This window comes from Massilibacteroides vaginae, from assembly GCF_900178525.1.
In the GTDB taxonomy this organism is placed as follows: domain Bacteria; phylum Bacteroidota; class Bacteroidia; order Bacteroidales; family Tannerellaceae; genus Massilibacteroides; species Massilibacteroides vaginae.
The window spans coordinates 1-21,328 of the sequence record NZ_FXDJ01000009.1; the positions used below are offsets into that span (position 1 = coordinate 1).

Below are 21,328 nucleotides of genomic sequence, written 5' to 3' on the forward strand. Positions count from 1 at the left end.
TTTAATACATTATCAACTGTAGTACAAGGAAAAAAGAAAGACAATAAATTCTTTCATTCCTGTTTCGTTTACCATTTTATACCTATACCATTCACCACTATCTATCTCAAATATCCAAGGCTCCAGAAAGGAGGTGTTCCAGCCGCACCTTCCGGTACGGCTACCTTGTTACGACTTAGCCCCAGTCATCGGTTTTACCCTAGGCCGATCCTTGCGGTTACGGACTTCAGGTACCCCCAACTCCCATGGCTTGACGGGCGGTGTGTACAAGGCCCGGGAACGTATTCACCGCGCCATGGCTGATGCGCGATTACTAGCGAATCCAGCTTCACGGAGTCGAGTTGCAGACTCCGATCCGAACTGAGATGGGGTTTGGAGATTAGCATCCTGTCGCCAGGTAGCTGCCCTTTGTCCCCACCATTGTAACACGTGTGTCGCCCCGGATGTAAGGGCCGTGCTGATTTGACGTCATCCCCACCTTCCTCACAGCTTACGCCGGCAGTCTTAATAGAGTCCTCAGCTTAACCTGTTAGTAACTATTAATGAGGGTTGCGCTCGTTATGGCACTTAAGCCGACACCTCACGGCACGAGCTGACGACAACCATGCAGCACCTACATACCTGCTATTGCTAGAAGTGATGTTTCCACCACAGTCAGGTACATTTCAATCCCGGGTAAGGTTCCTCGCGTATCATCGAATTAAACCACATGTTCCTCCGCTTGTGCGGGCCCCCGTCAATTCCTTTGAGTTTCACCGTTGCCGGCGTACTCCCCAGGTGGATTACTTAACGCTTTCGCTGTGCCACTTACAATATATCGCAAACAGCTAGTAATCATCGTTTACTGCGTGGACTACCAGGGTATCTAATCCTGTTTGATACCCACGCTTTCGTGCTTCAGTGTCAGTTATAACTTAGTAAGCTGCCTTCGCAATCGGAGTTCTGCGTGATATCTAAGCATTTCACCGCTACACCACGCATTCCGCCTACTTCAACTATACTCAAGTAAACCAGTTTCAACGGCAATTTTATCGTTGAGCGACAAACTTTCACCGCTGACTTAATCTACCACCTACGCACCCTTTAAACCCAATAAATCCGGATAACGCTCGCATCCTCCGTATTACCGCGGCTGCTGGCACGGAGTTAGCCGATGCTTATTCAAAACGGTACATACAAAACAGTACACGTACTGCACTTTATTCCCGTATAAAAGAAGTTTACAAACCATAGATCCGTCATCCTTCACGCGACTTGGCTGGTTCAGGCTCGCGCCCATTGACCAATATTCCTCACTGCTGCCTCCCGTAGGAGTCTGGTCCGTGTCTCAGTACCAGTGTGGGGGACCTTCCTCTCAGAACCCCTATCCATCGTTGCCTTGGTAAGCCGTTACCTTACCAACAAGCTAATGGAACGCATGCCCATCTATCAGCGATAAATCTTTAACAAATATCCCCATGCGGGACCCCTGTTTTATGGAGTATTAGTCCGACTTTCGCCGGGTTATTCTCCTCTGATAGGTAGGTTGCATACGCGTTACTCACCCGTGCGCCGGTCGCCAGCAAATGTATTGCTACATCCCTGATGCCCCTCGACTTGCATGTGTTAAGCCTGTCGCTAGCGTTCATCCTGAGCCAGGATCAAACTCTTCGTTGTTATAAATTGTTATATCTTTGCTCTAGGATATCTTCCTTTTAAATAATGATTTATTGAATAGTACCTGTATTTAAGTCTTTGAACGGAAGTCAATTTTTTTATTATCAAATTCCCTTTTCCTTTTTTTAATCTTGAACTATCTATTTTATTACAATATATATACATAAAATATATAAACCGCTAAACAGACAGACAAAACTGTAGTACTTTTTAGTTGATATGTAATTCTTTCAAAGATCGTTTTGCAACCCAACCTTCGTCCTGATTGCGGGTGCAAAAGTAGTGCTCTAAAACATACAATCCAAATATTATAGAGACTATTTTTAAGAAAAAAACAAACTATTTTAAATCAATGCTGAATATCTGATAGTTACAGAATAAATAAAATTACACAAGTTGTAACGAGTATTAAACATGTCGCACTTTATAAACCATATTACACAATCCGTCCGATTAGCAAAACATCAATTTTCAAAAACACACGGTATATATACCATATATATTAGCAAGAAAAATGAAGTTAAAAGAGATGAGGGTGAGTAGAATTATATACCTATTATGACAACCTCAGCTTAATACGAAATGCATTTAAATCATCTCCCCCAAAAACAGCTCACCATCCCAAAACATATATTTCTGAATTTCAGGCATTAAAGAATATTTAGGTAATTTATATTACTATATTTTTAAATAAAATCTCAAAAACACTTGTTAGAATAAAAACAATAGCTAACTTTGCACCGCAATTAAAGAGATAATTGCAGTAGATAATACATAAGGAGAGGTGGCAGAGTGGTCGATTGCGGCGGTCTTGAAAACCGTTGAACCGCGAGGTTCCCGGGGTTCGAATCCCTGTCTCTCCGCTGAAAGGCTAAGACAAGAATAGCCAAAAGTAAGACAAAACCTACAATATCAACATATTGTAGGTTTTTTTTATTGTTTATGACCTACCTGCCAAGCCATCAAAAAGACAAAAAAAGACACACTTTTGGGACTAATTCGTGACCTATTCCAAATAAGACAAAACAGGTCACAGAAAGTCCAAATTTGGCGTTGAGTTGTCGCAATTTGGCATAACTGTAAACATTTCATTTTGAATCATTAAGAGTAATTTTGTAATGTAAAAAATGAATGTTATGAAGAGTACATTTAAGACCCTTTTCTACCTGAAAAGAAATGCCATAAGGAAGGATGGCAAAATGCCTATTATTGCACGAATAACAGTTGATGGCAAAATTTCACAGTTTAGCACTAAATTGGAAATTAATCCTCAAAATTGGAATGTAGATTCCGGGAAAGCTATTGGTCGCACCCAAGAAATTCAACAAATAAATACCTTGTTGGATGAAATAAAGGCATCAGTTCACAAGATTTATCATGAGCAACAACGTAGGGACAGCGTTGTTACATCAGAAAAAGTCAAAAACGAATTTTTGGGTATGTCCCAAAGTCAAATGGGTTTACTGGAATTATTCCAAAAGCACAATGAGGATGTCTTTAGCCTTATCGGCAAAAGTAAATCAAAAGCCACCTATCAGAAGTACGAGGTTTCGAGAAAGCACGTACAATCTTTTTTGAAGACCAAGTACAACTTATCCGACATTTCACTAAAAGAGGTAAACCATATGTTCATCACAGACTTTGAAGTCTACCTGATGACCACCTGTAAGTGCGGAGCAAACACGACCGCAAAGTTTATGCAGTTCTTCAAGCGCATCATTATTATTGCAAAAAACAACGGGTGGATTCAAACAGATCCATTTGCAAACTACAAAATCCGCCTGAAAAAAGTTGATCGGGGCTATCTCACACAAGAAGAGATTAGCAAAATAATGAACAAGAAGTTCTCCACCAAACGCTTGGAACAGGTACGGGATATTTTTGTTTTCAGTTGCTTTTGCGGTTTGGCATACATTGATGTCAAGAAGCTTCGAGCAGAAAATATTCGCACTTCATTCGACGGCAACCTTTGGATCATGGGCAAGCGTGAGAAAACAGACGTGAGCTTCAATATTCCCTTACTCGAAATTCCTCAAAAGATTTTGGACAAATATAAAGGTACGCTTCCCGAAAATATGATTCTTCCAGTGCCGAGCAACCAAAAAATGAATGCTTACTTGAAGGAAATTGGTGATTTGTGCGGAATTAAAAAGGAGATTTCATTTCATTTAGCGCGACATTCGTTTGCGACTCTGACACTTAGCAAAGGTGTGTCTATTGAAAGTGTGAGTAAAATGTTAGGACATACCAATATTAAAACGACACAAATTTATGCCCGAATTACAGATGCCAAAATAGGCAATGATATGGCAAAATTTGCAGGAAAACTCAAAGACTTAGAAACAACATTTGATATAAACCTTTAAAATTTAATCTCATGGAATTACAAATCATTCAAAATAAGATATTTGAGATAAGAGGGCAACGAATAATCTTAGACTTTGATCTCGCAGAGTTATATGAAGTTGAAACCAGGGCATTGAAGCAGGCGGTAAAACGTAATATAAACCGTTTCCCCTCAGACTTCATGTTTGAACTAACAAAAAACGAATGGCAAGAGGTTATCACAATTTGTGATAACCTACCCCAAACAGTAAAGTTTAGTCCGGCTTTACCATTCGCTTTTTCTGAACAGGGAGTGGCAATGCTTTCTTCTGTATTAAGGAGCCAGAAAGCCATCGACATAAATATTTCTATAATGAGGGCTTTTGTTGCCTTACGCCAATATGCACTGGGATATGCTGAATTAAATCGAAAATTGGAGGACTTTATGATAGAAACCAATATGCAGTTTAGCGACATTTACCAGGCTCTTACCGAGCTTGCATCCAAAAAGGAAGAAGAAAGTAAACCCCGTAAACGTATCGGATTCAATGTTCAAAATAAAGAATAACTACTATGGAACGAGGATATATAAAAATCAAAGAAAATAAAGATAATCAACTGATTATTGAAGCAAAACTCGTAAATTGCACCCTGTGGATGACAAAGCATGAGATAGCTGATTTGTTGAATGTATTTGTAAGTTCAGTTGGCAATAATCTACGAAGCATATTCAATTCTGGCTTATTACATAAGGAAGATGTTACACGAATACACAAATACGAGGATAATGGTCGCCGATGCGAAATGACATTATACAATCTTGAAACGTTGATTTTTGTTAGCTATCGAACAGCATCTTTTGAAGCACAAGCGTTCAGGGAATGGGTTATGAAAGCCCTGACCGAATACACCCGAACACAACCTAAAAGAGAAGCTGAAGTTTTGGTTGTGTATAATTATAGTAATAAACTCACTTCTGTTATATTAAACTGATTTTGAACATAAAATATAAAGTCATGAAAAATCTAATTTATGTACTAATCGCAATGTTGATGGTTGCATGCGGTTCAAACTCATCAAGCAATTATGAGAAAACCATTAGCGAATCCCTACTTAAAGGCGGTTCTGCATCGGATGTCAATTTGAAGATTATTGAGCTAAAAGAACAAGGTACTGTAACAGTAGCCGACAGCATCACATTTCTAACTGATGAGTTCCGCAAAGACAAACAACTCATTATTGATCGTATTGAGTTGGCTAAGAAAATGAGCGAAGATCTACAAGCAAAAACAAAATTGAAAAGCGAATTTGATAAATACAATGCGGATATTGCCGTAATGAACAATCGGATAGATTCGCTTAAAAACCTTACTCCCGATAATTTACAAGGATATGACAGCAGAAATGCAAATGATGTTCTTTCTGTAATCATAAGGTGTAAATATTCGGTTACTCTTGGAGGAAAAACCGTAGAAGAAACATTCGACTTCTACTTATCTCCTGATGGAAACAAATATTACGGCAAGAAAAGAGCCGAATAAAAACACATATCATTCTTTAAAATGAAGCCTGTATCTAAAAATGGATACAGGCTTTTTTATGCTTATGACTTTCCTTTCTGTGGGGAAAGTTCTGCGTATTATAATGATAAACGCAAAGTATATAATTCAATTTCCTTTTTTCTATACTTCCCTCGGTATAATTTCTTCCTCATTTAGCTACTTATGCTAAAGCGGCTCGGTGTAATCGGTTCAGTTGCGAAAGTATTTCCGTGTTCTTAACGCCGTCGCAAGTTCAAGCCTGCGGTTTTCCGAAAAATCTTCCTCTTTCCTTGTCAGGCGAGCGTATTTATTCGTAAAAAACTTGACAACGGCTAAACACTACTTTCTCCAGGCACCTGAAACTCGATCACTCCTCACCGGCTCCGATACGGCATAAAAAAAAAGTCAGAAATTATGAGAAGCATAGAAAAAAATAGGAAACAACGATCTACCTACCTTCCAATTAGCATAAAATTGGTTGTGAAAATCGCTTTGGTGGCTTTAGGGTTCTGCGTGTGGGGAACAGGGTTTATTTGGGCTTTAGCAGGCTTCTATTTGGCTCTTCCCGTGCTTCGTGGTATTCTTTCCTGTGTGCTTGCATTGGGTGTTGTAATAGCCTTTATGTATCTCATGCTGACTTTTTTATAACCCCTTAAAATTTAGAGTTATGAGCAAAGTATTTTTATTAGGAGCAAATAAAGAAATAGACAGAGCCAAGCAAGTCGTAGAAGTCAATCAGATAATCCAGATGGAGGGTTACAGCTATCATAGATATGTAGTGTACGACATTACAAAAAATCAGTGGGGAATTACTTACAAGTTAATAAATCTCACTACAAAAGACTTTCACACAGCAGAAATAATAAGACCATTAAAAGAAAAATTTGGAATAGGTTTTTATTACGACAGCGAAAACCCTCAATTTATGGACGGTTTTGAAGTTGCAATCTTACTTCAGGAAGCACAAACCAAAGCCAAAGAGGAAGCAGACGAAGAAGAAAAAGAACGCATACGAGTTGAAGAAGTAAAAGTAATCGGTCGCAAACGTTTTGCCGAGATATTTCCTGAAAATGCTCAGGCAGTTATCGTTGCAAAATTGAAACAAGACGAAAGCGACAGCCAAACCGACTATTTCGCAAGCAGTACGCAACGCACCGTTATTTTAGGCTTTTCCACCCACAAAAGGGACATCTTTTCCGAAATGCGAAAACACGCTTCCAATTTCGAGAAAACCGCCTATTTAGCCGAGTATAATGAAGATTATGAACACCGAGAAAAATACTCAATGGGTGCAGGTTATTATTTGGGAGAAAGCAAATATCATGGGTGGATAATTGAAAAATGCCCTGTTTACAAAAGAGAAAGCACAATCGAGGAATTTGCATACACCGCAGGGAACGAAGATAATATCCATATTAATAAAACTGACAAAACACCGCCAACACCCCCGACAGATGAAAACGGCACAGGCAAAGCAAATTGCACACTCGTTGAGTATTCAGCCAAAGCAGTAGCAGTATTCGGAGATACCAAGTCTATCAAAGATGAACTCCGAGCGATGGGCGGACGGTTCAACAGCCGATTGACATTCAACGGACAGAGGTTAGCAGGGTGGATATTCTCCAAATCACAGGAACAGCGATTAGCATACTATTTCGGATTAGATTAATAACAAGAAAAAACAAATTATCATGGCAAATATGTGTACAAATATGCTTTTCTGTAAGACAGAAAATGCAGAGAACTATAAAAAAGTATTGGATTTTCTTGAAGAAAATTTTGAGGTAGATTTTGTCAATGAGGACGAAGACGGCAACTACTTCGAGAGCGAATTTTACTCAAAATGGAGTTTCGCCGAAGAAGAATTTAACACCCTCATAAAATCGCTAACAGAAGATGAAACACTCTACATACGCATTTTATCACATGAACTGTGTTGTGAGTATGCCAGTTTTAGGATTTATAAAAATGGGAGTTGGGATATACGATTTTAAATGTTTTACAAGGGGCAGAAACCTATCTGCCCCACAATACAGCAAACAAATGAATACAACAGTAATAGCAAGCAAATTTGTTAAATGGGAAGTACCCGAATTGAATACATTGAAAAACTCCAAAGCATATCTGCTTCGTGAGAAACTCAATACAGGTAATAAACTGACCAGAGAAGAAAAGAACTGGATAACCGAAAAAGTAAACCATAACACCTATTTCAAAAGTGCTATTCCATTGCAAGGCTATCGTTTCGACTTCTCTGACATACTCAAAACGTATGTAGTTAAACAATACGGACAATATCAGGAATACAAGGCAATAGACCGTACAAGTTTGCGAGCCATGATATACGGCAGAATAAATAAGATTATTGAAGAAAAATAAAATCAACAGACATGAAAGCATCAAATCATTTTAAAAATACGATAAAGGCATATTTAGACCAACGTGCAGAAACGGATGTATTGTTTGCACTCCAATACTCCAAACCCGAAAAGAACATAGACGATTGTATTACCTACATTCTAAATGAGGTTAAGAAAAGCGGTTGCAACGGATTTCATGATGATGAAATTTTCGGCATGGCGGTACACTATTATGATGAAGATAAAATCGAAATAGGTACTCCGATGAGCAACGCCCATGTAGTAGTGAACCACATTGTAGAACTTACCGAAGAAGAAAAGGAACAGGCTCGCCAAGATGCTATACAAAAGGCACAAAATGAAGCGTACATGAAAATGACACAGCCAGTCAAAAAAGCTAAGAAAGTAGTATTAGCACCCCAACCAAGTTTGTTTGACTTTTAAAGCATTACCACCATGAAACCAAAAAATAAATTCCAACAGCGAGTAGTTGAAGCAAGCAAGAAGTTACCCAAACTCACAAAAGAGCAAATCCAATGGAGTAAGGATAACGTTATTGAGCATATCGGACGAAGAAACGAGAAAGGCAAAATAACCTGCACCAAGTGTGGACACTCATGGCAAGGCGTTGGTTATTTGGTTGATACCCTTACGGACTGCGACTGCCCGAATTGTAAAGCCAAACTGAAAGTAAAAACCACCAACAAGCGAGTATTCAGAACCAATTACTATATGACTATAATAACTGCTTGTGAGGGTTATCAGGTAATACGGTCAATCATGGTTAAATGTACGGCAAGAACAGGTAAACTACCCGAATACGAACATTCGGAAGTGATGCAACGTTGGCTCGCACCCGATGGGAAATACTGCACTTTCGCCAAACTTCGGCAAACAATGGGTACGATGTATTACGATGCGTGGATACATTACACCCTTTTAGAACTTCGCCGAGAGAATGATGTTTACGACCGTATTTTTACGGACATTATTTATCCACGTCAAAAACTAATACCTGAAATTAAAAGGACAGGCTTTAAAAAGGCATTTTACGGACAAAAACCTTTAGACTTGTTCCGCACCTTACTAATCGACAGCCGAACCGAAACCCTGCTAAAAACAGGCTATACCAAGCTATTTAAACGCATCATGGACACAGGTTGGAAGAATATCGACAACTATTGGCAGTCAATCCGCATTTGTATTCGCAATGGTTACAAAATCAAACATGCAACAATGTGGTGCGACTATATCGACCTGCTTCGCTTCTTCGAGAAAGACCTGCATAATGCCAAATATGTATGTCCCACAGACCTAAAGAAAGAACACGACCGCTATGTAATCAAGAAAGCGAAAGCCGATGCACAGCAGGAACTTGAAAAGCAGTTAGAGAAAGAAGATGAGTACAGAGAAGCCAAAGCTAAGTTTTTCGGACTTGCATTTTTCGATGGGGTTATCAGCGTTCGTGTACTCGAAAGCGTGGCAGAAATCATATTAGAGGGCAAACTGATGCACCATTGCGTAGGCAGTTATCATACAAAAGAAGACAGCCTTATCCTTTCCGCTTGCATTGATGGAGAAAAGATTGAAACCATTGAAGTATCACTCACTCAATTACGAGTTATCCAATCGAGGGGCATATGCAACAAGAATACCAAGTACCACGACAGGATTGTAAATCTTGTGAATCAAAATATTTCACTCATTGAAGAACGATTAGCAGCATAATAGTAACGATAAAATTCAACAGATATGAAAACAACAGAAGTAAACGACAGCCTGATAGGAAAACGATGCAAGTGTATTTTCACGGGATTAATGGTAACGGGAACTATTGAGGACATTAAAATATCCGAACATACAGCCGAAGTGAAAGTACAATACGATGAACCTCACCAATGGGGCACCCAGTTGTACGAAGACGGTTGGGCATTCGCCCGACTGTCGGATGACTTTGGCTCACTTCGCCACCTTGAAATCATTGACGACAAGTACCAAACACTTCGGGTTTCGTTCTCAAAGGCTATTATGGAAATTAATCAAATGTTTGCTCAATCTTACAATACTTGGGGTGTTGTCAATCTCAAAGAATGGATAGACAGCTATGAGTCATCACGCTTTACCCAAATAAATGAGATAACGGCAATTATCACTTCCGAATACAATATTGAACATATTTTAGAGTGGCTCACTCAAAATATGCCTTTAGATACTTATGAGATCATTTATAAATAAAAACAATATGAAGCTAAATTCAATCAACAGCAACGGCTGTTCTGTTTGTAAAACAGGCAAAGAGAACTATACAACCTTTATTGCAGGAGCGTTCAGAGGAACGGAATACTATCAATATGACTATCGCCATACAGACGGAGAACTATTCTCAACAGTCGCAAAATCGTTGGAAGAATGCCGAAAACAGCGGGATGAATGGCTATCTAAAAAGCAGGAGTGACTGACGGGCGTATTTTCGCCCGTTACTTTTTCCATGACTTTTCCAAAATGACGGGGAGAAAAAGTAACAAAAAGCCCTATCTGATGTTTCTATATTCGTTTTGAGGAGAAACAATTTTATTTGAGAACAACAGTATAGAAAATTTTCATAGCTTAACAAAAATGCAAACTTAAACTTCCAACTCCAGACCAGTATATATTTGATTTAATTTATTTCCAAGTATTGTCTTGAGATAATTGAATGAATACTCTCCTGTGCAGTGCCCGGTAAATAATTTTATTTCATTTTCAAGAAAATAATTGGAAAAATCTCTTAATTCTTCATCGGTTGCATGTTGTTTTGATATTGGGTTGCAAAAATGAAATCCGCCAATATATGCTCTTACTTTTTTATCGGGGAAATGCTCCTTAACCGTTTCTATTGAATTGATAACTCCATTATGTGAGCAAGAATTAAAGATAATTAATTCATTATTGTCTATTAAAACTAAAATACCTTCATGCTGGAATGTATCGGGTTTTATATTCCCATCATTTCTCATGTAAAGAGCCTTATTTAAAGATGGTTTGGGAAATTCATTCACGCTATTCCTAATAAAATAAGCACAGTCATTTAGTTGATGGTCTCCAGTCAAGGATGTTATACGTTCTTTTGTGATTTGACTGCATTTTAGGCTTATAGGGTAATTAAAAACCTTAGCGATTTTGGTATAGTACATATCGTTGACATTCCCGAACATATAAATTTCGGCATTTTGATTTACTTTACAAAAAGCATCAAGTCCTCCCGTATGGTCAACATGATTATGAGATAAAATCAGCATTTCCACAGATGATACATCAACATTCATCAAGGTAGAATTGTATAAAAATTTATCATCAGCCCCTAAATCTAAGATAAGGGACTTTCCGTTATATTCTATATAAAAAGACAATCCATGTTTTGCTTTAAATGCTTTGTCTGCTTTTGTGTTTTCTACCAATATTTTAACTTTAATCATTTTGTCTTATTGTATTATGTATATAACTTAAGTGGAAAAAATATTATTCTCCACGTAATTTATAAGCTATTGATTTTCTGTGTGCAAATATAAGAATTTTCGCTTTACAATTTGGTTTCGTATGCTTTGAAAAAACAATAACACCACTCTATCGGATTCAGGAAACGATTGCCTTTCCTTATTTCATAATGCAAATGACTACCTGTTGATATTCCCGTATTGCCCACACAGGCAATTTGTTGAATTATACTAACCGAATCCCCTACACTTACCATTGTTTTACTTAAATGTGCATAGAATGAGCGAAAACCGCCAGCATGTGTAATTTCGATAAAATTACCGTAACCAGAACTGTAACCCTTGCGACTTACAATCCCATTGCCTGTTGCATATACGGGAGTACCTTTAACTTGTGGAATATCAATGCCTGTATGGAATTGTCGAACCTTACGGATAGGATGTTTACGCATTCCGAAACCTGATGAAATACGTTGCGGTTTCTTAATCGGAAAAATAACAGGATAGTTGCATAGTTCATCAATAGATAACTGCAAAGAATCTGCCATTTGATGAAACTCATATATAGAGTAAATTTTTTCCGTCAACTTCTCTATCTGTGCTTTTCTGTTTGGAGGACTATTCTGCTGTCCAAACACAGGGATATTCAGTAAAGCGACAAAGAATATTATTACATATCTCATAATTGGTATGTGGTTATGAAAAACGCCCGAATTAAACTCCGAGCGTTTTTCTGTTACTCTATTTCCTCTCCCCATAGCTCTATGTCTGTCGGGGCATTATTCAGTGAAAGGGCTATCCAAAGCCAACAAAGGGCGTTGAATGCTATGTAACTGTACATAATCATGGTAAGCTGTTCTTCGTGAATCCTCTTTATCTTCTATTACTTTATCACTTTGCCAACTGAATGTTCGTTGCACTATCTGCCCGAAATTATCTTCGATATACACGTCAATAGTTTGCTGGTCTTCGCAAAGAGAAGTATAATAAAGCCTGAAAGTTGTTTTGTTCAACGGATAAAGGTCATTCGGTTTGAGTACCCTTCCGTCATCCATTTTTAATTCGCCTTTTCCGTCAGGTTGAAAATATCGGATGAAGAACCGAGCTTGGTCGTAATTTCCTTCTTTTACCAATTGGCATCGAATCTCTGCGGTTTCTCCCTCTGCGATTTTTTTCTGTACCGGCATAGATACGAAATCGAATGAATAAGATTGCTGAATATCCAAATCGTCACTACAGGCACAGACTATTGCCGATAGCAATAGCGTGTATAAAAAATATGCTAAAAACTTTTTCATTTTGTTGCTGTATTTAATTGATAATAAATTTTAAACCCAATCCGAACTGGGTATGGAAATGTCCTGTTGTTGTTCCAAACAATACCCGTTCACGGGCAGTCAGGAGCAGGACAACATGGTCGGTTAAATACGTTTCCATCTCCAACGTGATTGCACCCCCATAAATAAAGCGGTCGCTATTCCTAAGTGTAGAACCATCAAAGAGCGTCTTTTCTCCCCAGTTGCTTGTTTCATATCCGGCAAGTGCAGATCCGCCCAAAGAAAAAAGAACTACTTTGTTATGGTCGGAAAGAAACTTCAAATAATAACCGCCCTCTACTGTGAACTGACTGACAGGAATCCTGTCTTTTTTGTATGGATAATAGCGGTTCAGGTACTCTGTACCGAATACCCATTTGTTAGCATTTCGGGTATAGGTAGCCATAGCCGCCCCGAAGTAATATCCCAGTTCATTCTTTTTGTCCGATGAATGGAAACCATCTACCATTCCGCCTGTTACCTGTATTCCTTTCATACCTGGCAAACAACGCTGTGCATATGCTCCGCCCGAAAAGGCGAAGCAAAGCACAATTGTTAATATAATAGTCAGTCGCTTCATGTTATTTCACTTTTAATTCGTTGATAACTTTGGCTCTTACGAGGTCGGCATTTTCAACCGTAAAGGTTTGATGACGGCCACCCTCTTTTTCAAATAGTTCTATGACAAGATGTTTATCATCAGGTATCGTGAATTTAGGCAGGGCGAATATGCAGCGTTCCATTTTCTTACCGCCTATCAACATCAGGTTGTTGTGTGCCCGAAGCGGTATAATTACCTGCTCCTGAATGGCGGTACGTTTGGCTACTTTCTTATCGACGATTTTGAAAGTAATATAGTCCACATCAAACGGTACATTGGACGAGTTTTTCAATTGCAGATGAAAATACAGCAATCCGTTATGTACATACAAACCTTTAAGCGTATGTTGGATGCCGAAGCGCTTGGAACCGATATGCTTTATCTCCCTGTCATCGTTCTTATAAATAGATTTCATAATTAGCTTGACCAGTAAAGGCGATTCGCTACCCAGTTCCTTCATGTAAATCTCCATTGCGTTGTTTGGTCTGTTAACCGCTTCCCCATCATGGATAAAGTCTGTCATCTCAACGCTTAGCTTTACAGGCTCATCGGCATATTTGACATTAAAAGTGTAGTAGGCACCGTCTTCGGTTATAACAGCCAGATTGCTCTCCTTAGAGAAGTCCCGTAGTGCCGCTTTCACTCGCAATACATTTTCCGCTCCGTCCGCTTTGGCTGCCAACAGGTCGGCAGAACCCAAGTCCACATAGCGGATTGGTGCCGGAAAGATGACATGTACCGTTTTTGAAAATGTAACTTCAAGTGCATAGGGCGGTATCATACGATTAAAAGTCAGCGGTCGTGTCAGACCGTCAAAATAATCCCCTTTTGAGGGTGTCGAAGTAGCTTGTTCTTTAACTTCTACTTCCTGTGCGTTTGCAGTAAAGATGCACCCAACCAGTGCGAGTGCTAAAAAGAATCGTTTCATACGAAAATTGTTTTAATTGTTATTACTATTGGATTTTTTAGTGGTGGGCTGATGCCCTGATGTTTTATTGTACTTTAGGAAGCAGTAATACTTTGTAACCTGATTTCAGGGTTATTTTTACTTCCCGCATTTTCTTACTGAAAAACTGCGATACTCCTTGAATGGCACTTCGTCCCAAATCAGCAGCAAGCTGTGAACCTGCATCGTCAGTTATGGTGATACTACTTCCCATAGAGGTACCCATATTGGCTGCAATCTCTTTGGCTGCATTGATTTCGTCCGAGTTCGGAACGAAAATCCCCTGCATACCGTCCATATCATAAACAGCCATTTCAACAGGTATCACATTGTCGGCATATTGTATCGAAGTGATAAGTATCTGGAGACGTTCTCCGCTAATCTTTGCACTTCCCGTCAGAACCGTATTGCGAGGAATCAATATATGACCTGCCTTCATTGGTTCCAATAAACGCAGTTGCAACTCTTTACCGTTGGATAGTGTGACTGTTTGATATACACAAGCCCTGATGCTGTTTTTATCTGTTATTGCTTCTTTTCCGGCAGCCGTTACAAACCCCATATTTCGGGGTTGGTTGTATTGCTCCACAAATTCATCATTGCTCAATGGGGCTGCTAACAGTGAAACTACACTATGGTGCACCTGCGAAACTGGCTGTGCGATAACTTTCTCACGCATATCGGCTATCGGTACTGTTTGTACTTGTTCCTGCGTGTTAGGCATGTACTTGGCGGCAATGGCATAGGATTTTTCAATCATCTCCAGTTGTTCGTCCGCTGCTGATTTTTTCTCCAGTTGATTTTCCAACTCCTGAATGCGGGATTCCATTGCAAGCTGTGTTTTGTCGTCTACTTTCACCGCAGGCTCTTCGTTCCAACTATTTAGCTGTCGGTTGATGTCCCGATACGCATGTGTTGAAGCCTGAATAGGTGGACTGCTACGATAACTCCCTCTGTTATTCGAGTTTTCCTGATTATCGGAAGGAATAGGTGCTATAACCGTTTGGTTATCATAATTTGCCTGCGATTGGTGTTCCTCCCCAAGTGTAAAGGCAAAATCCTGTAAACTCCGCTTTTTTTCTTCTGCCTTATTTTGTAAGGCTTCCTGTTCATAAGCTGTCCGCTTATCGCCTACAATTCCTTCGTCTTTTGGGATAGGCAGTTCCGGGTTAAATCCGTCAACTTGTTGTTCATCCTTACCACCGGAGGGAGCAAATATCAGCCACATTGAGCCGATAAAGAGCAGAATCAGAAGCGGAAAAATGAGCATCTTTTTTCGCTTTTGAAGTTCCTGCGGGGTAAGCTCCTTTTTAGGCTTATCCCTTTTGGTTTCGGCAGTGTCCGCTTTGCGGTCTTTGCCTTCTTTTTCATTACTCATAATTGAATTTCTTTAAATGGTTAATACTATCTGTTTGCTGCCTTTGAAACTCCAGAAGTTTGATATGCTCAATCTGCATTTCCTGACCTTTGCTTTTACCCATGTTATAAATGGACGAAACGGTCATGTAGATAGAGCCTGCTCCAAACAGGAAAAGCATAGCGAGAATGATGATAACTCTCCCATCGGGCGTTATCTGCCCCAACAAAGCCCGTAGACCGTCTTCCATCCAGTCCCTTACGGCTGTAATTTTCTTCTTTATCATAGCTTTACCTGTCTAAAGTCCGTAAATCCCTGTTCTCAATAATTTCAAAGCGTTCCATCGTAAACCCATGAGGGTTGTTGTCGCTTCGGACAGAATTAATCAGGTCGCAACGGGTTACCATGTTACGTTCCGTAGCATTACTTGCCCTGATAATCATTTGCCGTGCATAGGTTGTCGCCTTGTACGGGTACACATCGAAGTTGCAGGCTATCGAATCAATCTGTATAATCTGATTGATATTACCCGACACAATGCGATTATAGTAACCTTTCTCCGACATATCCTGATAGTACTTGAAAGCACTTTTATCGACAAGGAACAATGCCCTGTTGATATTCGATTCAATAGCATTCTTGTCGGGAGAGAGTGTGAAGAACAATTCGTGGAACCGCTTTATATGTTCACGAGCTTCCACAGGACGATTTTGCGACATATCCTGCGAAAGAGCCAACATAAGCGACTTACCTTCATCCAATACATAGATTTTCTGCCGTTGTGCTTCCGCAAAGTCGTAGGAGTTCCAGACTGAATATCCGGTAATGCCTGCACACAGCACAACAAACACAATGGCGATAATCCGTATCTGCTTGAAACTGGTTTCAATATTTTTTAAACTTTTAAATTCCATGTTTTAATTGATTAATAATTATTTACCAAGTAAACGACCGCCTACATTTCCGGCTACCGCTCCCGCAGCACCTCCGGCAATAGCTCCTGCTTTACCTGCTGTTTTATTTATTGCTCCGGTAGCACTTCCCATTCCTCCGGCTTGTATTACCCAACCCGCTACAGTCGGAATTGTGAAGTATCCGATAATTCCAATAATAAGGAACACGATATACACACCATTGGAACCGTCCGGTATATAGTTCGGGTCTTGCAACAGAGCAATGTCCTGTTGAAGCATCAATACCTGTATTCGTGCAAGTACAGATGAAAAGATGTCGGAAATCGGCAGCCATAGATATACGCTTATATAGCGTGCAAGCCACTGGGTAAGCGTTGATTGAAATCCGTCATAGACGGAAAAGGCAAACGCTATCGGCCCCAGTATGGCCAGCACTATAAGGAAGAATGTCCGTATCGTATCTATTACCAGTGCGGAAGCAGCAAAGAGCAGTTCAAAAAAGTCTCTTATTACCTGCCTGAACCATGCTTTAATATCGTACCAAAGCCTTTCACCCCACATACTGATGATTTCAGGGGTGTCGGTAATTCCCAAGTCTTTCATCTTTTGGTCATACACTTCGTCATCGACAAGCCAGGCTTTACCCTCACGCACCCGTGCTTCATATTCCAGATTGTCTTTCTGTTGCTGATAGGCTTTCATATCCATAGTCTGTGATTCTAAAATGCTGTGAGTTCCTTTTACAACAGGACTCATTACCGCATTGATAGTTCCCAAAACGATGGTGGGGAAAAACATAATACATAAGCCTATGGCAAAAGGACGAAGCAGCGGAAACACATCAATCGGTTCTGCACGGCTCAATGCCTGCCAAACACGGTATGCCACGTAGAACAGGGCTCCCAGTCCTGCAATTCCCTTTGCGACACCAATCATGTTGCCGCAAAGAGGAAGCATATCTTGATACAGATTCGCAAGAATCTGATGTAGGTTATCAAAATTCATAACTGATTATATTTTTTGATTACCAATACCTTTCGGATGGATTGCCGTAAAGTGATAGTACCCTGTCCATATCATTCTTTTCTTTTGCTCGGATATACGAAACAGAGATACTCTTTTGAGTGTAGTATTTGGTCAGGTTACGGTATTCCAACATTTTGTCATATACTTGGTCTATCACCTCCATACGTTCTTTATCAGACAAGGAAAGCCCATTACTTCCGGTAACAATATTTTTCAATTCCGTTACCAACGCACCCCCTTCTTCCAATATCTTGGCGTAACCTGCTGAAATAGCTACCAGTTCATTGGGTGTAAAGTTGGGATCTCCCACCATTTTGTTAAATCCGTTCACATAGATGTCCGTAATTTCACTAACCATCTCGATGGTCTTTTTTACTTTACGGGCATCTTTAATCAGGTTGTTTACCGACTTTAAAGCATCGTAATATTCTTTACCCTGATCGTACACTTTTTTTACTTCCTGAACATTCTTCACCATGTTTGATACCGTTTTGACACTTTGAACGGCACTTGTAATATTCTGTACAAGGTTGGTCGGGTCGGTTACAACCCATTGCGCTTTCGCCTGAAATGAGAGCATGGAAAGACCTGATATCATTAGGCATAAAAAGATTCGTTTCATAACTTCAAATTTTAATTGATTATTAATTGATTTTGGGTTGCACATTAATCGTACACCCTTTTGTATTCGCCTTCGGTAGTAAACAGCAACAAGTCCCGCTCATCATCGTAGGTGATTTGCATCATACCGTAGAAATAGAAAAATGTAATCCCCCAGCTTTGGCATAAATGGACGGTAAACGCCGCATCTTGTTTGTAAGAAAACTGCAACCGGAATCGACTACCGTCATGGAATATTCTAATGCCGGGAGAACCACAAAGGCTAACCCATGTACCGCATATTTCACGGAGCGGAAAATGGTTTCGCACTTGCGGTGCCGAATATGGCTTACTGTTTTTTCTTTTCATGGCATCTATCCCTGTTCCTGCCGCTTACTTTCAGCAAGCTGCTTAATCGCCAGTTCATAATTCCCGTCCAACTCGTCCGTCTTTCGGAATACTTCCAGCTTTTCGGATTCTTCAGTCGTATAAGTCAGGTACTCGCACATCGAAACTTCGGTAGCATACACCCCTGATTGAACGCCACCCAGACCAAACCAAACCTCTTTGTATTTTCGGTTCGGATTGTTTGCCAGATTAATGGATAGGATTTGCCCTTTCTCTTTTTCGGTTAATCCGAGAAGCGACTGGATCACATCAAAGCGATTCATGAATTTTCGCTGATCTAACAGGATTTTGCAGTCGGAGTTATTAATAATAGCCTCTTTCACGATGGGTGATGCGATAATATCGTCCACTTCCTGCGTTACCACGATGGCTTCTCCGAAATACTTTCGGACGGTTTTATACATATATTTCATGTATTCCGCCATGTTCGCTGAAGACAAGGCTTTCCAGGCTTCTTCTACGATAAGTTGCTTTCTGACACCCTTTAACCGCCTCATTTTGTTGATAAATGCTTCCATAATGATGATAGTCACAATAGGGAATAATTCTTTATTCTCTTTGATACTGTCAATTTCAAATACGATAAAGCTCTTATTCAACAAGTCAATATTTTCTGCCGAGTTCAAAAGGAAGTCGAAACGTCCGCCTTTATAATATTGGCGCAAGGTGGTAAGCATATTGTCGATATTAAAGTCAGACTTGCTTACCTTGATTTCCCTTTCGTCCAGTTCACGGCGATAATCGTCCCGCATATATTCATAGAAGGTATTAAACGATGGTATGATGCTGTGGTCGTTCTGTATTCTTTCGATATATGCCGATACTGCGCTACCGAGTTCTCCGCTTTCGGTCTTAGTTACCTTATCATCATCGGATTTCCAAAGAGTCAGAAGCAGCGTTTTGATACTGTCCTTTTTCTCCACATCAAACTTGTAATCGTCGGTGTAGAACGGATTAAATGAAATCGGATTTTCATCCGTATATGTATAGTAAATGCCGTCCTGACCTTTGGTTCTACGACGCACCATTTCACACAAGCCCTGATAGGAGTTACCCGTATCGACAAGCACCACATGAGAACCCTGTTCCCAATATTGCCTTACCATGTGATTCATAAAAAAGGATTTACCACTGCCGGATGGCCCCAACACGAATTTATTTCGGTTGGTGGTAATCCCGCGTTTCATAGGTAAATCCGATATGTCCACATGCAAAGGTTTTCCGCTCACACGGTCGCACATCTTGATGCCAAACGGAGAGGGTGAACTTTTGTAGTTTGTTTCCTCAGTGAAGAAACACAGTGCAGGTTCGATAAACGTAAAGAACGATTCTTCCGCAGGAAAATCACCGGCATTACCCGGCATCCCAGCCCAATAAAGCGTAGCAGCATCTACCGTGTTGTGCCGTGGCTTGCATTCCATCAACGCCAACTGGCTACCAACATCGTTTCGGATAGATTTAAGTTCTTCTGCATCATCACTCCACGCCATCACATTGAAATGCGCTCGAATAGATGTTAGTCCGTATGAATGGGCTTCATTCAAATACTGGTCGATCCACTCTTTGTTTATTTGGTTTCCACGACTGTATCTTGAAAGCGACTGCATATTCCTTGCACTCTTTTCAAACTTCCGCAGATTATCCGCACTGTCCTCGATGAACAGGTATTGATTATAGATATGGTCGCAGGAGAGCAGCAAGCCCACAGGGGAAGCGAACGACAAACGGCAATCGCTTCTGTCGGTTGATAATTTTTCGTATCGCATGTCCGTTCCGATTTTTCCGGGCAGATCTTCCGCATCCGAAAGTGTATGCAGACAAACGTGCTTACTTCCTACACGCATACCGTCAGCACCCAGTTCCATATCCTGCAAACAGGTTGTATCGTCCAACGACAAGGCAAAATACTTTTCAATCAATCCCACTTTGTCGTCCGTGCCTGTAATCTCATCTGATGTAATTCGGGTAAGCCGGATAAATCCACTGTCGTTGATAATTCGCTCAAACTGTCCGACAGCTTCCAGAAACTTCACACTTGTATCCTTATTGACCTCTTTGGGAATAATGTTTCCCCGACAAAGCGATGAGAAATTGCTTTGCATCTTCATTCGCTCTTTGGTTGTTTTGGTCAGGAACAAAAAACACGAGTGATTCAGGAACGGGCGTTCGTTGAAATGCGTTTCAAAACTGCGGGACAGGAAACTCATATCATCCTTGTCTGTTTGCGGTTTATAGGTTTCACGCACGAACCAATCCTGCTTATGCACCACACTGTATTCGGGAAGAACTTTGATTGCTTTCGACCAGGACGAGTGTATGGCTTCATATTCTGTACTGGTTACGGTAAACAGTTCCGGCAGTTCCACATAAAAAGCTACGGTTATATCCGCATCTTTACTGATAATGCAGTCATGTTCGACAGCCAGTAGCGGAAACTTGCTTTCAATGGTTGATGCTTTCATTGTATTACGCATATGCCGCCTCCTTTCTTTTTCGTTTGAACAGGCGATGCGCAGTTCTCCTGTTAATCAGAAAGCGGGGATGCTGCCTTGCAGCCATGAGCTTCATCAGCCCGTGTTCCCCGTATTTGGCATTCAGGTTAAATGTCATCCAAACCAATACCGATGCCGCTATCACGCCGAAGCCGATACATACCCATTGGTCGATACCCACCATATACATGATGACGAATACCACAAATACGGCAAGTAAACCTCCGGCGAAGATGAACAGGTATTGAGCCTTCAAACCCTTGAACTCTACACTTTTTCCTATTCCTTTATTTATATTATACTCCATAACTCT

At 40.3% G+C, this 21,328-nt stretch carries 25 protein-coding genes, 1 tRNA gene and 1 rRNA gene; 13 read left to right on the forward strand and 14 right to left on the reverse strand.

From position 1 onward, the window contains the following. Nucleotides 1–126: 126 nt before the first annotated feature. Nucleotides 127–1,656 (reverse strand): 16S ribosomal RNA (locus B9Y81_RS08435). A gap of 778 nt (nt 1,657–2,434) precedes the next feature. On the opposite strand from B9Y81_RS08435, the gene B9Y81_RS08440 reads away from it, so the two are divergent. The 13 genes from B9Y81_RS08440 to B9Y81_RS08500 all read left to right on the forward strand — a co-directional run bounded on the left by B9Y81_RS08440 (nt 2,435) and on the right by B9Y81_RS08500 (nt 10,337). Beyond that, a tRNA-Ser gene (locus B9Y81_RS08440) sits at nt 2,435–2,519 on the forward strand. A 273-nt stretch (nt 2,520–2,792) separates the two neighbouring features. Then, a complete protein-coding gene (locus B9Y81_RS08445; protein ID WP_085536586.1) occupies nt 2,793–4,022 on the forward strand; it encodes a site-specific integrase in 1,230 nt (409 codons plus the stop codon). A gap of 11 nt (nt 4,023–4,033) precedes the next feature. Continuing rightward, nucleotides 4,034–4,549: an ORF6N domain-containing protein gene (locus B9Y81_RS08450; RefSeq protein ID WP_085536587.1), complete on the forward strand. Its 516-nt coding sequence runs from the start codon at nt 4,034–4,036 to the stop codon at nt 4,547–4,549. A 5-nt stretch (nt 4,550–4,554) separates the two neighbouring features. Further along, nucleotides 4,555–4,974 carry a virulence RhuM family protein gene (locus tag B9Y81_RS08455; protein ID WP_085536588.1) on the forward strand — a complete coding sequence of 140 codons (420 nt, stop codon included), beginning with the start codon at nt 4,555–4,557 and terminating at the stop codon, nt 4,972–4,974. Between the two features lie 23 nt (nt 4,975–4,997). Beyond that, nucleotides 4,998–5,522: a hypothetical protein gene (locus B9Y81_RS08460; RefSeq protein WP_176221467.1), complete on the forward strand. Its 525-nt coding sequence runs from the start codon at nt 4,998–5,000 to the stop codon at nt 5,520–5,522. A 414-nt stretch (nt 5,523–5,936) separates the two neighbouring features. Beyond that, nucleotides 5,937–6,170: a hypothetical protein gene (locus tag B9Y81_RS08465; protein ID WP_085536589.1), complete on the forward strand. Its 234-nt coding sequence runs from the start codon at nt 5,937–5,939 to the stop codon at nt 6,168–6,170. Between the two features lie 19 nt (nt 6,171–6,189). Next, a complete protein-coding gene (locus tag B9Y81_RS08470) occupies nt 6,190–7,191 on the forward strand; it encodes a fusion protein (RefSeq protein ID WP_085536590.1) in 1,002 nt (333 codons plus the stop codon). A 22-nt stretch (nt 7,192–7,213) separates the two neighbouring features. After that, nucleotides 7,214–7,516: a hypothetical protein gene (locus B9Y81_RS08475; RefSeq protein WP_085536591.1), complete on the forward strand. Its 303-nt coding sequence runs from the start codon at nt 7,214–7,216 to the stop codon at nt 7,514–7,516. Between the two features lie 49 nt (nt 7,517–7,565). Beyond that, nucleotides 7,566–7,901: a molybdenum ABC transporter ATP-binding protein gene (locus tag B9Y81_RS08480; RefSeq protein ID WP_085536592.1), complete on the forward strand. Its 336-nt coding sequence runs from the start codon at nt 7,566–7,568 to the stop codon at nt 7,899–7,901. A gap of 11 nt (nt 7,902–7,912) precedes the next feature. Continuing rightward, a complete protein-coding gene (locus B9Y81_RS08485) occupies nt 7,913–8,326 on the forward strand; it encodes a PcfK-like family protein (RefSeq protein ID WP_085536593.1) in 414 nt (137 codons plus the stop codon). A gap of 12 nt (nt 8,327–8,338) precedes the next feature. Continuing rightward, on the forward strand, nt 8,339–9,610 hold the full coding sequence (locus tag B9Y81_RS08490) for a PcfJ domain-containing protein (RefSeq protein WP_085536594.1): 1,272 nt from the start codon (nt 8,339–8,341) through the stop codon (nt 9,608–9,610). A gap of 24 nt (nt 9,611–9,634) precedes the next feature. After that, nucleotides 9,635–10,117, forward strand: a complete 483-nt coding sequence (locus tag B9Y81_RS08495) for a DUF7258 domain-containing protein (protein ID WP_085536595.1) — start codon at nt 9,635–9,637, stop codon at nt 10,115–10,117. Between the two features lie 7 nt (nt 10,118–10,124). After that, entirely contained in the window at nt 10,125–10,337 is a 213-nt protein-coding gene (locus tag B9Y81_RS08500) for a DUF3873 family protein (RefSeq protein ID WP_085536596.1), read from the forward strand. A gap of 169 nt (nt 10,338–10,506) precedes the next feature. Here the strand turns inward: B9Y81_RS08500 and B9Y81_RS08505 are convergent, their stop codons facing one another. The 13 genes from B9Y81_RS08505 to B9Y81_RS08565 all read right to left on the reverse strand — a co-directional run bounded on the left by B9Y81_RS08505 (nt 10,507) and on the right by B9Y81_RS08565 (nt 21,322). After that, a complete protein-coding gene (locus B9Y81_RS08505; protein WP_085536597.1) occupies nt 10,507–11,337 on the reverse strand; it encodes an MBL fold metallo-hydrolase in 831 nt (276 codons plus the stop codon). 104 nt (nt 11,338–11,441) lie between these two features. Next, the gene (locus B9Y81_RS08510) at nt 11,442–12,038 is read right to left on the reverse strand and encodes a M23 family metallopeptidase (protein WP_085537731.1); all 597 of its coding nucleotides are present in this window, start codon (nt 12,036–12,038) and stop codon (nt 11,442–11,444) included. A 96-nt stretch (nt 12,039–12,134) separates the two neighbouring features. Further along, the gene (locus B9Y81_RS08515; RefSeq protein WP_085536598.1) at nt 12,135–12,653 is read right to left on the reverse strand and encodes a DUF3872 domain-containing protein; all 519 of its coding nucleotides are present in this window, start codon (nt 12,651–12,653) and stop codon (nt 12,135–12,137) included. A 13-nt stretch (nt 12,654–12,666) separates the two neighbouring features. Further along, nucleotides 12,667–13,251: a conjugal transfer protein TraO gene (locus B9Y81_RS08520; RefSeq protein WP_085536599.1), complete on the reverse strand. Its 585-nt coding sequence runs from the start codon at nt 13,249–13,251 to the stop codon at nt 12,667–12,669. A 1-nt stretch (nt 13,252) separates the two neighbouring features. After that, nucleotides 13,253–14,200 carry a conjugative transposon protein TraN gene (gene traN, locus B9Y81_RS08525; protein WP_085536600.1) on the reverse strand — a complete coding sequence of 316 codons (948 nt, stop codon included), beginning with the start codon at nt 14,198–14,200 and terminating at the stop codon, nt 13,253–13,255. 64 nt (nt 14,201–14,264) lie between these two features. Further along, nucleotides 14,265–15,599, reverse strand: a complete 1,335-nt coding sequence (traM, locus tag B9Y81_RS08530) for a conjugative transposon protein TraM (protein ID WP_394335444.1) — start codon at nt 15,597–15,599, stop codon at nt 14,265–14,267. Beyond that, complete coding sequence (locus tag B9Y81_RS08535; protein ID WP_085536602.1) at nt 15,589–15,861, reverse strand: TraL conjugative transposon family protein; 273 nt, start codon at nt 15,859–15,861, stop codon at nt 15,589–15,591. Before B9Y81_RS08535 ends, traM begins: the two co-directional genes overlap by 11 nt. A 4-nt stretch (nt 15,862–15,865) precedes the next feature. Beyond that, the gene (traK, locus tag B9Y81_RS08540; RefSeq protein ID WP_085536603.1) at nt 15,866–16,489 is read right to left on the reverse strand and encodes a conjugative transposon protein TraK; all 624 of its coding nucleotides are present in this window, start codon (nt 16,487–16,489) and stop codon (nt 15,866–15,868) included. Nucleotides 16,490–16,507: 18 nt separating this feature from the next. After that, nucleotides 16,508–17,494, reverse strand: coding sequence for a conjugative transposon protein TraJ (gene traJ / locus B9Y81_RS08545; RefSeq protein ID WP_085536604.1), 987 nt, complete (start codon nt 17,492–17,494; stop codon nt 16,508–16,510). A 19-nt stretch (nt 17,495–17,513) separates the two neighbouring features. Beyond that, the gene (locus B9Y81_RS08550; protein ID WP_085537732.1) at nt 17,514–18,137 is read right to left on the reverse strand and encodes a DUF4141 domain-containing protein; all 624 of its coding nucleotides are present in this window, start codon (nt 18,135–18,137) and stop codon (nt 17,514–17,516) included. Nucleotides 18,138–18,181: 44 nt separating this feature from the next. Beyond that, complete coding sequence (locus tag B9Y81_RS08555; protein ID WP_176221468.1) at nt 18,182–18,445, reverse strand: DUF3876 domain-containing protein; 264 nt, start codon at nt 18,443–18,445, stop codon at nt 18,182–18,184. Between the two features lie 44 nt (nt 18,446–18,489). Continuing rightward, on the reverse strand, nt 18,490–20,997 hold the full coding sequence (locus tag B9Y81_RS08560) for a TraG family conjugative transposon ATPase (protein ID WP_085536606.1): 2,508 nt from the start codon (nt 20,995–20,997) through the stop codon (nt 18,490–18,492). Beyond that, on the reverse strand, nt 20,990–21,322 hold the full coding sequence (locus B9Y81_RS08565; protein WP_085536607.1) for a DUF4133 domain-containing protein: 333 nt from the start codon (nt 21,320–21,322) through the stop codon (nt 20,990–20,992). The genes B9Y81_RS08560 and B9Y81_RS08565 overlap by 8 nt, the downstream gene beginning before the upstream one ends. Nucleotides 21,323–21,328 lie beyond the last annotated feature (6 nt).

Coding starts and splice junctions, on each gene's coding strand:
- B9Y81_RS08510 (WP_085537731.1), bottom strand. CDS start 12,038: ATGAGATATGTAATAATATTCTTTGTCGCTTTACTGAATATCCCTGTG.
- B9Y81_RS08495 (WP_085536595.1), top strand. CDS start 9,635: ATGAAAACAACAGAAGTAAACGACAGCCTGATAGGAAAACGATGCAAG.
- B9Y81_RS08565 (WP_085536607.1), bottom strand. CDS start 21,322: ATGGAGTATAATATAAATAAAGGAATAGGAAAAAGTGTAGAGTTCAAG.
- B9Y81_RS08535 (WP_085536602.1), bottom strand. CDS start 15,861: ATGATAAAGAAGAAAATTACAGCCGTAAGGGACTGGATGGAAGACGGT.
- B9Y81_RS08480 (WP_085536592.1), top strand. CDS start 7,566: ATGAATACAACAGTAATAGCAAGCAAATTTGTTAAATGGGAAGTACCC.
- B9Y81_RS08450 (WP_085536587.1), top strand. CDS start 4,034: ATGGAATTACAAATCATTCAAAATAAGATATTTGAGATAAGAGGGCAA.
- B9Y81_RS08475 (WP_085536591.1), top strand. CDS start 7,214: ATGGCAAATATGTGTACAAATATGCTTTTCTGTAAGACAGAAAATGCA.
- B9Y81_RS08460 (WP_176221467.1), top strand. CDS start 4,998: ATGAAAAATCTAATTTATGTACTAATCGCAATGTTGATGGTTGCATGC.
- B9Y81_RS08490 (WP_085536594.1), top strand. CDS start 8,339: ATGAAACCAAAAAATAAATTCCAACAGCGAGTAGTTGAAGCAAGCAAG.
- B9Y81_RS08560 (WP_085536606.1), bottom strand. CDS start 20,997: ATGCGTAATACAATGAAAGCATCAACCATTGAAAGCAAGTTTCCGCTA.
- B9Y81_RS08505 (WP_085536597.1), bottom strand. CDS start 11,337: ATGATTAAAGTTAAAATATTGGTAGAAAACACAAAAGCAGACAAAGCA.
- B9Y81_RS08445 (WP_085536586.1), top strand. CDS start 2,793: ATGAAGAGTACATTTAAGACCCTTTTCTACCTGAAAAGAAATGCCATA.
- B9Y81_RS08520 (WP_085536599.1), bottom strand. CDS start 13,251: ATGAAGCGACTGACTATTATATTAACAATTGTGCTTTGCTTCGCCTTT.
- B9Y81_RS08550 (WP_085537732.1), bottom strand. CDS start 18,137: ATGAAACGAATCTTTTTATGCCTAATGATATCAGGTCTTTCCATGCTC.
- traK (WP_085536603.1), bottom strand. CDS start 16,489: ATGGAATTTAAAAGTTTAAAAAATATTGAAACCAGTTTCAAGCAGATA.
- traN (WP_085536600.1), bottom strand. CDS start 14,200: ATGAAACGATTCTTTTTAGCACTCGCACTGGTTGGGTGCATCTTTACT.
- B9Y81_RS08470 (WP_085536590.1), top strand. CDS start 6,190: ATGAGCAAAGTATTTTTATTAGGAGCAAATAAAGAAATAGACAGAGCC.
- B9Y81_RS08515 (WP_085536598.1), bottom strand. CDS start 12,653: ATGAAAAAGTTTTTAGCATATTTTTTATACACGCTATTGCTATCGGCA.
- B9Y81_RS08500 (WP_085536596.1), top strand. CDS start 10,125: ATGAAGCTAAATTCAATCAACAGCAACGGCTGTTCTGTTTGTAAAACA.
- B9Y81_RS08455 (WP_085536588.1), top strand. CDS start 4,555: ATGGAACGAGGATATATAAAAATCAAAGAAAATAAAGATAATCAACTG.
- B9Y81_RS08485 (WP_085536593.1), top strand. CDS start 7,913: ATGAAAGCATCAAATCATTTTAAAAATACGATAAAGGCATATTTAGAC.
- B9Y81_RS08465 (WP_085536589.1), top strand. CDS start 5,937: ATGAGAAGCATAGAAAAAAATAGGAAACAACGATCTACCTACCTTCCA.
- traJ (WP_085536604.1), bottom strand. CDS start 17,494: ATGAATTTTGATAACCTACATCAGATTCTTGCGAATCTGTATCAAGAT.